Genomic DNA, 14,712 nt, shown 5'->3' with positions numbered 1-14,712 from the left:
AATCAACCGTAATAAAATTATTGCGTTTGTAAATATCCAAATCACCCAAATATGAAGGCTACCCTTTTCTCAAGAATTTTCTTCTTAGCAATCCTCAGTGGACTGCTTTGGAGCTGTAAAGATGATGACAAAGATCCTGTCGTAGATTCTGAGTTAACGCTTGAAGAAGAAATCAACAATTGGATATTTGATGTGATGGATGAGGTGTATTATTGGAGGCTCAATATGAAGACTCCAATTGCGGAGACTTCTGATCCTACAAATTATTTCAACTCCCTTCTTTATACGCCTACAGATCGCTTTTCTGTAATCTATCCTGATTACCAAGAATTGATCAATTCCCTACAAGGGATTTCGCTGGATCCAGGCTACGAATTCAAATTGTACAGAATGCCTGATTCGGATAATGTATATGCTGAGGTAATCTATGTGAAAAAAAATAGTCCCGCTGCTGCAAAAGATCTAATGCGAGGTGATGCGATAGTGGCAATCAATGGTACCCAAATCAACATTAATAACTATAGAGAGCTCCTTCAGCAGACAGAAACGACTCATACAATTACTCCACTCAGATTCATCGATGATGCAGGAGCCTATATCGAAATGGATGATATTTCCATTACTCCAGTACAATTTTCGGAAGACCCGAATTTTCTAGACTCTATTTACACCGTAAATAATCAAAAAATCGGATATGTGATTTACAATTTCTTTGCCCCTGGCACTACGGCAGACGCTACTAAGTATGACAAGGAAATGGATGCTGTTTTTGCTAAAATGAAAGCAGAGAATATCAATAGCTTGATATTAGACTTAAGGTATAATGGAGGAGGTTATGTATCATCTGCTGTAAACTTAGCCAGTTTGATTGGCCCTGGTGTCACCAACGCTGATATTTTCTCTAAAACTAAATACAATGCATTCCTTACTGAGAATGTTGAAGCGTTAAGAAATGTCCAAACAAAATTTCTAAATAAATCCCAAAACCTAGGCAACACATTATCCGGAAATCGTATGTATGTGTTAACCTCCGCTGGAACGGCCTCAGCTTCAGAACTCATCATCAATGGGCTAAAACCTTACATGGATGTTTTCTTGATAGGTGATGTGACCTATGGTAAAAATGTAGGGTCGATTCCAATTGAGGATGAGGACAATCCAGACAATCTTTATGGATTACTTCCAATCGTCACCCAAAGCTTTAACAGTTTGGATCAGTCTGATTACAGCACTGGCTTCACCCCGAATATAGCTGTGAATGAAAATACTGAACGATTGAAAGAGCTGGGAGATGTAAATGAGATAATGCTCAGAACAGCAATTGAGCAAATCACTGGAGTGCCATCATCAGCCAGAGTTACAAAACTGGATAGAGTAGAACTTGCAAATACCTTAGAAAGCAAAAACAGGATGGGTAAAATGATAGAATCCCCAATCAAAAAATAAGTACTTAGCCCCGATAATCCGGGGCTTTTTTTTGCCTTTACCTGCGCATCCAGAATTGGTTAATTCATATAATTTCCAGACATTATATGTATAAACTGCTCTAAACACTTAACAAAGAGTTAGTTCTAAAAACAAATTAACCACTCTACTTTATGATCAACCAACAAAAACTTTGGAAAAAACCTGCCCTATATGCAGGAATCCTTATCGGAACCCTTGCCTTCTCCTGCCAGCAAGAGGCAGAATCTCCAATCACAGGAAATTCGATTGAATTTGTGAAATACCAGTCAGGTGACGTTATTCCTGGAAAGTACATCGTTACATTAATACCTACAGGAATTAATTTCAGAAAAGACATGTCCTACGTAGCCATCCAGGCAGCCATGAGAAAAACCGGGTCTGAACTTTTAGCAAAATATCGAATATCTGAAGAAAATCTTGGTTTCGTATATGGAAGCAGTATTGAAGGATTTGCAGTGTCATTGACAGAAGAGCAACTCCAAGCAATCTCTAAAGACCCTTCAATCAAGGCTATTGAGCAAGATCGGGTGATCGCATTAGGACCACCTCCTGGTAAAGGTCCAGGAGGCGGAGGTGGTGGAGGTGGATCAACTTCACAACAGACTCCTTATGGAATTTCAAGGGTAGGTGGAGGAATCACCTATACAGGAAACAAGAAAGCGTATATAATTGACTCAGGAATAGACTCTTCACATCCAGACTTGAATGTGAATGCTGGCATCGGATTCAATGCCTTTTCCAAAGGGAAAGACTCTGACATCGGCAGTGATGGAAACGGACACGGGACACACGTTTCAGGGACTGTAGGAGCGATTGATAATAATATTGGCGTAATCGGGGTAGCCCCAGGAGTTACTCTTATTCCAGTAAAAGTGTTGGATTCTAGAGGTTCAGGATCGTATTCTGGAGTAATTGCAGGCGTTGATTACGTTACGGACCACGCAAACGCTGGAGATGTAGCCAATATGAGTCTCGGAGGTCCAACATCGGCTGCTCTTGATGCTGCAGTATCCGCGTTAGGGAATGCCGGAATTAAAGTAGCTCTCGCTGCCGGTAATGAAAGTACCAATGCTAATAATTCATCTCCTGCTAGAGTAAACGGCAGTAACATTTTTACCGTTTCTGCCATTGACATAAACAACAGATTTGCCTCTTTCTCAAATTATGGCAATCCTCCTGTTGATTTTGCTGCTCCAGGAGTAGGCATATTATCTACCGTTCCTGGAGGATATGCCAGCTACAATGGAACCTCCATGGCATCTCCACATGTGTGCGGATTGTTGCTATATGGCACTCCTAATAATGGAGGCTCAGTAATAGGAGATCCTGACGGAAAAGCTGATGTAATAGCTGTTAAATAGAATTCTGATAAAACATAAGAGGTGATTTATTCGAATAAATCACCTCTTTTTTGTTCATTATCAAATTGTTAAGTTTCTCTTTTTCAAAAGCATTGGTTTGAATTGCTGTTAAATTTGGAGTTCAAATTAACAATCATGGAAATCGCAGCAAGTTTCACCCTTATACTATCAATCTACTTTCTAGGGTGCTTAGCACTAATTCAAGAAGTTGTAAGGCCAAACCGGCAGCTGATAGTAGAAGGAAACACTAAAAAAGGTCAATGGGTAACAAATTATTCGAAGATCCTATTGATGAGTTTTGGGATTTCATTGCTGACGACCTTTCTCGCTTACTACCTATTCCTTTAACACTGAGGTTCATCACTAAATACAGTTGAAAAAGGCTACCAATTAATATTTGGTAGCCTTTTTTATATGCTAAACCGTTGTTATTCGAACAAATCGAACTTCAAACCAAAGTTCAATCGCACATTATAATACTCAGCCTGCATCGTTCTCGATTTGATTCCCTGATAATATCTCAATGGCTGATTAGTCAGATTATTTCCTTCGAAAAAGACTCTCCATTTAGGGGTAATCGCGTAAGAGGCATTAACATCCAAGAAAGCTTGCTTATCATAATAGCGATCTTCAAAACTCTCTCCTCCCAATTCATCCAAATAATCAGAAGCGTAATTTACGGATACGCGTGCCACGAATCGCCTATTTTCAAAAGAAAGAGAAGCATTGAACATGTTATCAGCAGTCCCTGGCAATTCTATATCATCAGTGTCTCTTCCCTCAATCCCAGTAGTTGAAGAGTTGGTATACGTATAGTTCAGATATACGCCTATTCCCTTCCATAACTGACGCTGTATAGATGCTTCAAGGCCATAGATTTTTGCTGTGCCCCCATTTTCTGGACGGGAATATTGAAGATCGGATCCAAACTGTGGATCGCTGTACCCCTGAGAAGTGATCGTATAGACGAAATCGTCAATATCTTTATAAAACCCTCCCAGCGAGATCAACCCAACATTATCAAAATACTTTTCTCCCATCAAATCAAAGTTCATGGCAGTAGCTGGCTTCAGATTCGGATTCCCACGGGACAATTCCTCATCTTCAGGACTAAACTCAGCATAAGGAACCAAGTCAAAATAATTTGGCCTTGCAATGGTATTAGTCCAGGCAAATCTTAAGACAGAGTTTGAATTCATATTGTATTTCAAATGTACCCCAGGCATGAAATTCGTGTAGCTTTGCTCGCCTTCTGCTGGTGAAATTTCTTCGTTATCTATATCAAAGATATTTCCAACATAATCAATAGAAGTGTGTTCTATCCTCACCCCAAAAATCGCTGAGAATTTTTCTGAGAACTGATGATCTGCCATTACATACCCACCTGTAATAGTTTCCTTGGCGCTGTAATTACCTGGCGCATATTCCTCAGGAATATCGCTTTCTTCAAATAAACCTGAGTTTTTGAAATCCAAACCACCCAAATAATCAGGAGTCATAAATGTACCTACTTGGTATTGTGAGCCTACTAGGAAATTTGGATCTGAGTAGTTCTCATGGGGCACTTCTCCAATGGTTTCTCCGAACGCTTCTTCATCCAAAGGCTCGTATTCATAAAAATTATTCTCCCGCTCCTTATTTTTTCCTCTGTACCTCAAACCAAACTGAAGAATACCTTTAGGGCTATATGGGAGTTTAAAATCCAATTTCGCATTTAAGTCGCGGTCAGATGTATACCCATATTGCTCTGAAAGTCCGTTGAACCCAATTCCAAGATTATCTGCAGGATCAGTTAGGTATGCGTAAGGCTTATTTGGATTAGAAACATCTACAGTGACATTTTGCCCCGAAGATCTATAGGAAGTATAGCGCTCAAAAGGTCTTTCTTCGGATGCCTTCGCATAAGTTGCTGACCAATCCATTTTCAATTTGTTGAATAAATGACTACCGCCGAGTGTAGTATTATACACTCGCTGATCTTCCAGTCTAGCCGCTTTATTTCTATCGCTATCCAAACCACCTTTGGTCTCATATTCTACGCGGCCTTTCGTGAGGTAATTCCCAGAACTAACCTCAGTAAAATCTCCCTCATCAAATGAATCGTCCAACTGGCTAACTCTCATTCTGAATCTGTTCTCCCAGTCATCCCGATGATTGTACATTCCGGAAAGGAAAAGTGTATGATTGTCATTGATCTCATAGTCAAAAGCAACACTTGCTGAACGACGCACACGCTGCACTCTATACTCTCTGATATCAAACTCTTCCAAAGCGACCCCATTATCGTACTCTTTCCATACTGCTTCGATATTGTCTGAGCCAAAGCGATGATTATTGTAAGAACCTGAAAAAATGGCTCCCAATTTATCATTAAAGAATCTGTTGCCTATAATCAAACCGCCAGTCCAGATGGGCTTATTAGACAGTAAATTGACACCAGATGCTGCAGTCCCAGATATACGAAGTGAATTTGGCGCTTGACGAGTCACAAGGTTAACCGAGCCTCCGATTGCATCTGCGTCCATACTTGGAAGGACAGCCTTGTTCACTTCAATGGTCTGGATCATGTCTGATGGAATCAAATCCATTTGTACATTTCTGTTATCCCCTTCTGCAGATGGCAATCTTTCCCCGTTCAAAGTCACAGAATTAAGCTGAGGCGCAAGACCTCGGATAATGATATTCCTTGCTTCACCCTGATCATTTTGCATGGTGATACCAGGAATTCTTTTCAGGGCATCTCCAATATTGGCATCAGGAAACCGACCAATTTGATCAGAGGATACCACATTGGTGATATTGGCATTATTCTTCTGCTGATTGAGCGCTTTAGCTTGCCCCTTAAGCCGATCTCCCATCACCACAAATTCCAGACTTTCTATCGTAGTTTCATCCAGTTTGAAGTTCAGAATAGTGGTTTGACCATTTTCTACCTCCGTATCATGGAGTAAAGACCCATAGCCCAAGTATGAAACTTCTACTTCATAAGTTCCAGCCGGAAGATCAACAATAGAAAAATCTCCAGTTTGATTGGTAATAGTACCGATTGTAGTGCCCTTCAAAATAACATTTGCACCTGGCATAGATAGGTTCTGTGCATCGATAACCCTTCCTCTTAAAACACCTTGGGCTAGCATCTGATGGCTCAGGCAAAAAGCCGCGATCAAGGTAATTGCTCTTAGTAATTGATTTTTCATAACTATGAGGTTGAATGATTAATTTTTTGATTTTAGAATGTCACCAGCCAAATCTTCCCAGCGATAGATCTGGAAGGTTTTATCATCAGACATGGCTACAAAAAGTCCATGAGGAAAATCAGGTCCCAAAGCCAAACTGATGGATTCAGATCCATCACTGGATATTGTACTTGTGGCGATTTTGGTGATTAAACTGTGCTCATGTGAATTGGAAGCAGATCCTTCTCTTGGGAAAACGTGGAAAAGATTTGAACCCTGATCTGAAACTAAAATATACCCGGTGGCATCATCCAGTTTGTAAATGGAGATTCCTTCGTGGTCGTCAGAAAATCCTTCTTGCGCAAAAAATGCCAGTTCTTCATTCCCCTTCTCAGGGTCAGCATAGTACTTTTTCACGCCAACTCCTTCGTCGGAATAATAGATATAGCCTAATTCAGCATCAACTGCTATGGCTTCGATTTCTTTTTTACCAGAGTATGAGCCAAACTTCCGAACAAGATTTAGGGTGATTTGACCATCCTTTCCGAGAACCTCATATTGCCACAAATAAGTCCCATCTGTAGGCCCATTTTTTCTACCAGCGATCACATAATTCTTACCGGTAGTTTTGTCTTGAAAAAGAGCGACGCCCATCAGATCTCTGAAATCAGGGCCGGATTCCCCTTCATATACTTCTATTCCTCCGACATTTATTTCCTTCATATCTGGAAGGCTGAAAAATCTTAATTTGGAAGTCATTCGCTCTCCAGTAACTGCAAAGTCAACCGTTCGATCTCCTAGATCCAATCCGTAACCCACATCCACATTGTTTGGACGCTGAATATCTCGGACAATCAGGGAATCTATTGTATTTCCTTTCAAATCGAATACATACAAAGCTCCCTCGGCATCTTTATCTGTTCCGATGATTAGGCTTTTGCTTGGATCGGAAGGATTCACCCAAATGGCTGGATCATCGGTATCATGAATTACCGAGTCAGTCACATAGATTGGCTTCACCAAGGTTTGCTCTACTGCTACTGTTTCCTCTTGTTGCTGAACTGGTTTACTGCAGGAAGTCACGAGAATTCCCAGTGTGGACAGTCCATAAATTAGTCTACTTGTTGACATAAGATTTAGTATGGTTTTGATGCTACAATGTTAGCTCGGACTGTACCTGCAGACTAGAAATGACTGTTATCAATTGGGCAACAATGAGGAAAGTGACCGTTAACAAAACCTAAACAGAATTTCAAAAATCAATCATAACAAATTGAAAAATAGAAGATTACACTATGTTAAAAACAGATTAACAAATTGTAAATCATATACAAAGAAGAAATTGCTGTAAACTATCGTCCTTTTGTAGGTTCAATTTTTTTCGAAGTCGGTAGCGTGAAATACGAAGGCTATCCATGGAAATCCCTAATGAGGAGGCGATTTCTTTGGAGTTTAAATTCAGCCGCATCAGGCTTGCAAGTTTCATTTCGGCTGGAGTCAAACCTCCAGATCTCGCTTGTATGTTTTTGAAAAAATCCTGGTGTACACGTTCGAAAGTCTGCTTGAAATCATCCCAATCTGTATCGTGCGAAAAGTTAAAATCAATCTGCTTGATCAAATTCCGGATCCTTTTCTTTTGCTCTTTTGGGTCTTCTTCCAAGATGCTTTTCAGCTTAGCCTGAATATCTTCGAGCATTTGATTTTTATCTATGACATGAAGAGTTTGGGCTGTAAGGGATTTGGAATGTGCTCTATCTTCGGCCTCCATTTTTAACTCAAGCAATTTCAGATTTTCTTTCTCTGTATTGATCAATTGCTCCTTTACCAGCAAAATCTCTTCTTGTCGCTGCAACAATTCCCTATTGCTCTTAATTTTTAGCTTTTGTCTATTTAAAATGACCCAACCTAAAACAGACAATAGAATCACTAAAAACAGGAGCAACCATTTCACTTTTGTATCAAAATCTCTCATTTGCTCCAGCTGATTGATCTGTTGATTTTTGGCAAACAGGCTGTTATGTGCTTCCTGAATCGCAAATTGCCTAGCCGATTCCTCCGAATAAACCAAGTCACTTAGTTGCCTGCTTTGCTCCAAATATTTATAAGCATTCTCATAATCCCGCATCTCTGCATAAGCCTTTGATATATCAACCACCGCACTTTTCTGCTGATATAAAGAGCCAAGTCTCCCGCTCATCTCAGCAGCTTTTACTGAATAAAGCAATCCTTGCTCTGGCTCTCGGGTTTTGCGAAGCACATCTCCGAGATTATTTAAATTACCAATCATTCGAAGACTATCTCCAAGAGCAGTATTTAACACATATGCTTTCCGGAAATTGGAATATGCAGAATCATATTGTCCTAGATCTTCATAAATACTCCCAATATTCTCTCTTACGAATGCCAATTGACTACTGAGATGAAGCTCCTCAAAGATCTTGAGCGCTACTCGCTGATGTTCAAGCGCTTTTGGATATGAACCCATTTTCTCATACATACCACCGATGAAACTTATTGTCTCTGCCTCCCCTTCTTCGTTTCGTAGCTTTTGATAAATATTCAATGCCGCCTCGTGACGGAGCAGTGCATCTTCGGCCGTTTTTATTTTATAATAGACCTGCCCCAATCCATTATTCACTTGGGCCAAAAGTGAAGGCAATTCATACTGTTGAAAAATATGTTCCGCCTCATAGAATGCCTCAGCTGCAGGCTGAAACAAACCGAACTGCAAGAGAATTTTACCGCGGACCAACTGGGCTTTTCCTATTAGAGAATCCAGCAAAGTCTGCTTGCTTTCTTCTAAAACTTCCGTCGCAAGTAGAAACCCTTGGTCAGGCTTACTCTTCGCTAACTGATATGCTGAATCCAACTTAGAATTGATTAGTCGGGCATTTTGAGCCAAAGAGAATGTTGAGGTATATACCGAGATAATGGCGTTTGTGAATAAAAATAAAATCAGTCGCTTCATAACCAGCGAAGTTCAGTCTATCAAGATTAAAAAGTGTTACCAGAAAGTTGCCATTCAATTAAACTTCTGGTTCGTAATTCTCAAAAAAGCTATTCTCGTATAGACATAAAAAAACCGACCCATTGGGCCGGTTTCTATATTAGTCATCGATTAGATCAATTAGTCTTAGCAAGGTTTTCCTTTGCCAAATCGAATGCTGGATCTAGCGAAACTGCCTCTTCAAAAGCTGCTTTCGCCTCTACCTTCGAGCCTTGATCCAAGTAGATCATTCCTTTCAGGTTCAACGCCGCTGCTTTCATACTAACTTCCTGCGTTTCTGTCTGTGATTTCGGGAAACCTACCTTATCCTCAGGCTTGGAGTTTTTCACCAACATATTCATAGAGTTCAGCGCTTCCGGATATTTCTTCAAACTGTATTGGATAAAACCAGACTTGTAAAGGCTAAAATTATCTCCGGTCAGCAAGTAAAGACTCTCAAAATAAGGAAGAGATTTCTCCAATGCACCTACCTGCTCCAGAGAATAGGCCGCAATTTCCAAAGAGGTCACACTTTTGTCGTTTACCTTCAATACATCCATTGAAACAAGGGCTGCTGACATCGCTTGACCAGCTTCAAAATAGACTGAAGCGAGCATTTCTACATACCTCATGTCCTCAGGATTTCTGACGATCAGATGGTATAGAGAGTTCTTCGCAGAAGCTACGTCGTTATACCTCATCGCTAATTGGTATGCGGCTTGATCAGAGGCATTCAATGTTTTCTTAAGTTTTGGATCGAGTCTGGCAACAGAATCTGCTGTCTGGGCAATAGTAGTGCTGGCACAAAAGGCCATAAGCAGCATGATTAATACGCGCTTCATTTGAATAGAATTTTAATTAATTTATGATTTTGGGCGATTTAATAGTGGAGTCAATCCTTTGGATTTAGCTATCTTTAGCATCAATTCACGTGCCTGTACAGGATTATTGTGAATTTTGCCCTCCAATATAGCTTCTTTAATTTCTTCTTTAATATCTCCGACAATTTTAGAAGGTTTCAAATCAAAAATTTCCATAATTTCTTCTCCAGAAATTGGAGGTTGGAAGTTTCTAACCTGGTCTTTCTCCTCTACTTCAATCAACTTTTGAGCTACTTTATCGAAATTCTCCAAGTAGCGTTTTACTTTCTTATTATTCTTTGACGTGACATCTGCACGGCAAAGTTTCATTAAATCATCGATATCATCTCCGGCTTCAAAAAGTAATCTTCTCAAGGCCGAGTCCGTCACTTCATCTTTGACTAATGCTATCGGACGAAGGTGGAGTTTGACTAGCTTCTGTACATACTTCATCCGGTCATCCATTGGCAGTTTTAGCCTTCTGAAAATCCCAGGAGTCATTCGCGCACCTTTATCTTCATGTCCATGAAATGTCCAGCCCACTTTCTTATTAAATCGCTTTGTAGCTGGCTTGGCAATATCATGTAAGATCGCAGCCCAGCGCAGCCAGAGATCATCGCTCATCGTACAGACATTATCCAGCACCTGCAGGGTATGGTAGAAATTATCCTTGTGCGATTTGTCATCCACGGAATCGACTCCTTGCAAATCCACCATTTCAGGAAAAAACTCATGAAGTAACTTGCCTGCAAACAGCAATTTAAAACCGTAGGAAGGTTTTTTTACTTCTATGATTTTGTTCAATTCTACCGCTACTCGCTCGCCAGAGATGATTTGTAGACGATGAGCATTTTCACTTAATGCATAAAAAGTGTCCCCATCTATATCAAAATCCAATTGCGCAGCAAAGCGCACTGCTCTAAGCATCCGTAGAGGATCATCCGAGAAGGTGACATTAGGCTCAAGTGGCGTACGAATCAATTTCTTTTTGATATCAGAAAGCCCATCAAAAGGATCCAAGAGCTCACCATAATCTGCGGCATTTAGAGAAATTGCCATCGCATTGATGGTAAAATCCCTACGCTCCAAATCTTCTTGGAGTGTTCCAGTTTCCACGATTGGTTTCCGGGATTCTGAGCGGTAGGATTCCTTTCGCGCACCCACAAACTCGAGTTCCCAGTCTTCCAATTTCAGCATCGCAGTGCCAAAATTCTTGAAAACAGAGAGTGGGACATGTCCTTCAAATTGTTTTGCGACTTCCTTAGCAAGCTCTATCCCACTTCCTACACAGGTAAAATCAATATCCTTCTGGCCGCTTTTCTCTCGTTTCAAAATCAAATCTCTCACATAACCCCCCACCACATAGGTCTCTAAACCTAAAATGGCAGCAGCTTTTGCTACTTTTCCAAAGACTTCGAATTCATCAAGATGCGATTTGAAATTCATCCTTTAATAATTTTTACATCCCCATCTGGCCCCAAAAACATCTCCTTAGTACTTGGACTTAATAGTGGAAACAAGATGGGAGTTTGAAATGCAGTTTCTTCCTTTGTGTCTATTTTGACGATCACAGGCTGAGAAATCTGAAATAATAGTTTATTCCAATTAGGCTCAAGTATCAAACTAAACTTCAGAACGCCTGCTACTACGGGCCCATTCTTTATGATTTTATTTGCTGGGCTATGATATACCGTAGGCTTGTTTGCGTACTCAACTATATCTAGAGATACTTCAGAAAAAGGCTCACAAATGGTTCGAATTTGGAACAAATCAAAAAGTAGATAGGTCCAATCTTCACCCATCTCTGAATTCCAAAGTTCAGGTTTCATGAGTGTGATTACTTTTCCGTTTCCTTCCTTAAGGTGTAAAACTCCTTTTTCCCTAAAAGCAGCTAATAATTGTGAGTGATCCAAGATGAATTAGTTTTTCACAAAAATAATCAGAAAAATGAGAGCATGGGGCAAAACCCCATAAACCAAAAAAACCTCTCCTATTTCAGGGGAGGTTTTCAGCATCCATCTGGCAAGATATCAGCCTTCTTTCTCAGCAAGCTTTCTATTCAGGAAGAAACTAACCATCAAGCCTATTCCACCAAAGATGAAAACTGAAGAAGTGAAAGCTACTCCTTCTTCTAACCCGCCTTGATGAAACAACGCTCCCACCAATACACCTACGCCTATACCAATAGCAAGCAATGCTATATTGAGTATTACTTGGCCAAAGCTGTATTTTTTGCCGGAGTTGAAGAGTTTTGCATCAGCACCATTTTCTATGAGTGCGAGCCTTTCCTTATTTCTTGTAGTCAAAAAGGTGAAAATGACTCCGAAAATACAGGAGAAAATAATTAGAACAACTAAGATAGTAACAGCCATGATTTGTGTGTTTTTTCTTCTTTGATGTAGACTGTTGAGGAAAAGGTTACAACTCTATGAAAAAAAATGTAACTTTTTTTCAGGTACTTGCATCCAATGTGAAAATGCGATTCCAGGAAGACCAACATTATATAAAGAAAACGCTAGAGGGTAACTTGAATGCTTACGGACAATTGATTCAAAAGCATGAAAAGTACGTCTACACTCTTGCACTGCGTATTCTGAAAAACAGAGAAGAAGCCGAAGAAGCTGCACAAGACGCATTTATGAAAGCCTTCCATGCCTTGAAAAATTTTGAAGGAAATTCTAAGTTTACGACATGGCTATATAAGATAGTATATAATGAAGCGTTAGGTAGGCTGAGAAAATCAAAAAACTACACTATAAAGCTGGATGAAGTGGAAGTATTAGATAGTGACTCTATAGATTATTTGGATGGATTAAAATCTCTTCAGTTGATCGAAAGAAAGGAACTGATCAAACAAGGCTTAGATGCACTGAAGCCAGCAGAGTCTGCAGTACTCACCCTATTTTATTTAGAAGAACAAAGTATAAAAGAAATAGAGGAGATAATGAGTTTAACAAGTTCACATGTTAAAATCCTGTTGCATCGTGGAAGAAAAAGTTTGTTGGAATCGTTGCGAGCTATTACAAAAAGTGAATTAATTCATCTACTATGAAAAATCAAGGTAAGGAAGACGAATATATCCGCCAGATCATCACTGAGCTAGGAACTGATGAGCCCTCATCCAACTTCCGTAGATCTATATTAGATAAACTCAACCAAAAGAATTCTGTATCTATCTATAAACCAGTTATTTCTTCTTTTACCTGGAAATTAATAGGTGGTTCGATTGCCGCAATTGTAGTGATAGTATTACTATTCGTGCCTTTTTCAGAAAATGCACCTCCACAACTATACCAACTATCAGATTATGCTATACCTAAGTTTTCCATTTCATTTCCAAAGATCTCACTTCCTACACTAACGCTACCAGACTTAGTTGGGCAATCAATAATAGCCTTTTGCGTATTAGCACTACTTACTGTAGTTAGTAGCCTTAAGAGATGGAAAATATCATAAGTAATTAGAAACAAAAAAGGCAGCCTAGGCTGCCTTTTTTGTTTCTAATCGGTGAGAGATTATCCTCTCAACCAATTAATGAATGTCTGATAACCGACACCAATCTCTCTAGCGAATGCAGCTTTTGTCTTCTTACCTGCAGCTTCCACTTTCTTCCACTCTTCTACGATTTTGCTTTTCTCAGCATCAGAGAATGTTCTTCTCTTAGAAGTTTTAGCAGCAGCTCCACTTCCAGTAACAAGCGAAATTAGCTCATTCAATTCATTTAGGAATCTACCGTCATTCAAATGAAGACCTGCAGCTTCCAATTTCTTTATTACTTGGTCTTTTGGATTAACCGGTGTAACAGCGATACCCTTTGTAGCTGCTTCGTGTAAATCTATCTTACTTCCATCTGAAGTTACATAGATAAATCCATCACCTTTTTTAAGATCAGCAATTGCCTCTTTGATTAAATCTCTCATGTTTATCCTTGTATGTTAATAATTATTTTTATAAACCAATGGCAATATATATAATTATTAAACTTAGCATCAAATAAACGTATTAAAAAAACTTATTTTAACATTAAAAGACAACTAAGTAGTACTGTTTTTAATTCTCAGAGAAAGTTAACATCCACTGTTGGACTAAATTATACGAATGAAAATTCTGATTAAAAGCATTATAGTATTGTTTTTCTATTGAACTATTAGAAAAATTAGCTTTAAATTCCACAAGATCAATTTCCTGACCAAGAGAATCCAACAACTCACTTATACTTGAAAAATGTATTGCTTGATCCATTTCTTTTTGCCCCATAGAGACCTCCTACTACCATCAACTCAAACGAAGAAAGTTGAGGTTTAAGGTATGAATAGCTAATCATTTCAATTCCTTTAATACTAAAAATCAATATACTTTCGTTGCCTCTTTTTAAAGTGGCTATTTCCTCTATAGCCTCATTTAAACTAACATCTTCACAAACTGACTGAACTATAAATAGAATTAAAGATTTCCATATTTTTTCAAATTCAGGTAGCATTTTGACCTCATTCAAAAAACGGGGCAATGTATCCTCAATGACAATTTCTATTCTCGCGGCACGACAATACTCAACTAGTTTAATTATAGTTTCATCCATCAAGGGAGCACTAGGCCAATTACATATAAGTTGTTTACGAGCAATTACAAACTCGTCGAACAGCATGGAATATATCGCGTTAAGCACCTCTACATCTTCCTCAAATTTAGTCCTATCCAGCAATGTAAACAATGACAAGGGACTAATCACAAAAGACTCGTTATCATTATGTTGCGCAGAATCAATAGTAACAGATCTCTTATAATCAATTTGATTTATGAGTACAATTTCCCGGCGATTAGTATTCATTTCGTGTAAGGATTAGCATTTTGAACTAGTATAA

Annotated in this window: 13 protein-coding genes; 4 read left to right on the top strand and 9 right to left on the bottom strand. The window is 39.2% G+C overall.

Annotated elements, in window-relative coordinates:
* Positions 1–51: 51 nt before the first annotated feature.
* Together AACZ87_RS17635 and AACZ87_RS17630 are read left to right on the top strand one after the other, a co-directional pair.
* Positions 52–1,446 (top strand): S41 family peptidase, encoded by a 1,395-nt coding sequence (locus AACZ87_RS17635; protein WP_339869085.1) that lies wholly within the window; start codon positions 52–54, stop codon positions 1,444–1,446.
* 152 nt (positions 1,447–1,598) lie between these two features.
* Positions 1,599–2,828, top strand: coding sequence for a S8 family peptidase (locus tag AACZ87_RS17630; RefSeq protein WP_339869083.1), 1,230 nt, complete (start codon positions 1,599–1,601; stop codon positions 2,826–2,828).
* A gap of 428 nt (positions 2,829–3,256) precedes the next feature.
* Here AACZ87_RS17630 and AACZ87_RS17625 read toward each other — a convergent pair whose 3' ends face one another.
* From AACZ87_RS17625 to AACZ87_RS17595, 7 genes are all read right to left on the bottom strand, one after another.
* Positions 3,257–6,025: a TonB-dependent receptor gene (locus AACZ87_RS17625; RefSeq protein ID WP_339869081.1), complete on the bottom strand. Its 2,769-nt coding sequence runs from the start codon at positions 6,023–6,025 to the stop codon at positions 3,257–3,259.
* A gap of 18 nt (positions 6,026–6,043) precedes the next feature.
* Entirely contained in the window at positions 6,044–7,135 is a 1,092-nt protein-coding gene (locus AACZ87_RS17620) for a phytase (protein ID WP_339869079.1), read from the bottom strand.
* Positions 7,136–7,328: 193 nt separating this feature from the next.
* Positions 7,329–8,972 (bottom strand): tetratricopeptide repeat protein, encoded by a 1,644-nt coding sequence (locus tag AACZ87_RS17615; protein WP_339869077.1) that lies wholly within the window; start codon positions 8,970–8,972, stop codon positions 7,329–7,331.
* A gap of 155 nt (positions 8,973–9,127) precedes the next feature.
* On the bottom strand, positions 9,128–9,832 hold the full coding sequence (locus AACZ87_RS17610) for a tetratricopeptide repeat protein (protein ID WP_339869075.1): 705 nt from the start codon (positions 9,830–9,832) through the stop codon (positions 9,128–9,130).
* A 21-nt stretch (positions 9,833–9,853) separates the two neighbouring features.
* Complete coding sequence (locus tag AACZ87_RS17605; protein WP_339869073.1) at positions 9,854–11,296, bottom strand: HD domain-containing protein; 1,443 nt, start codon at positions 11,294–11,296, stop codon at positions 9,854–9,856.
* Entirely contained in the window at positions 11,293–11,763 is a 471-nt protein-coding gene (locus tag AACZ87_RS17600; RefSeq protein ID WP_339869071.1) for a hypothetical protein, read from the bottom strand. Before AACZ87_RS17600 ends, AACZ87_RS17605 begins: the two co-directional genes overlap by 4 nt.
* Positions 11,764–11,880: 117 nt before the next feature.
* A complete protein-coding gene (locus tag AACZ87_RS17595) occupies positions 11,881–12,222 on the bottom strand; it encodes a DUF6249 domain-containing protein (protein WP_339869069.1) in 342 nt (113 codons plus the stop codon).
* A gap of 56 nt (positions 12,223–12,278) precedes the next feature.
* On the opposite strand from AACZ87_RS17595, the gene AACZ87_RS17590 reads away from it, so the two are divergent.
* Together AACZ87_RS17590 and AACZ87_RS17585 are read left to right on the top strand one after the other, a co-directional pair.
* Entirely contained in the window at positions 12,279–12,902 is a 624-nt protein-coding gene (locus tag AACZ87_RS17590) for an RNA polymerase sigma factor (protein ID WP_339869067.1), read from the top strand.
* Positions 12,899–13,306, top strand: coding sequence for a hypothetical protein (locus AACZ87_RS17585; RefSeq protein WP_339869065.1), 408 nt, complete (start codon positions 12,899–12,901; stop codon positions 13,304–13,306). Before AACZ87_RS17590 ends, AACZ87_RS17585 begins: the two co-directional genes overlap by 4 nt.
* Positions 13,307–13,365: 59 nt before the next feature.
* Here the strand turns inward: AACZ87_RS17585 and AACZ87_RS17580 are convergent, their stop codons facing one another.
* Positions 13,366–13,770 carry a hypothetical protein gene (locus AACZ87_RS17580; RefSeq protein ID WP_339869064.1) on the bottom strand — a complete coding sequence of 135 codons (405 nt, stop codon included), beginning with the start codon at positions 13,768–13,770 and terminating at the stop codon, positions 13,366–13,368.
* A 287-nt stretch (positions 13,771–14,057) separates the two neighbouring features.
* Positions 14,058–14,678 carry a hypothetical protein gene (locus AACZ87_RS17575; RefSeq protein WP_339869062.1) on the bottom strand — a complete coding sequence of 207 codons (621 nt, stop codon included), beginning with the start codon at positions 14,676–14,678 and terminating at the stop codon, positions 14,058–14,060.
* Between the last annotated feature and the right edge of the window lie 34 nt (positions 14,679–14,712).

The organism is uncultured Algoriphagus sp. (genome assembly GCF_963974365.1).
In the GTDB taxonomy this organism is placed as follows: Bacteria; Bacteroidota; Bacteroidia; order Cytophagales; family Cyclobacteriaceae; genus Algoriphagus.
This window is presented reverse-complemented; position numbering and strand designations above follow the sequence as displayed.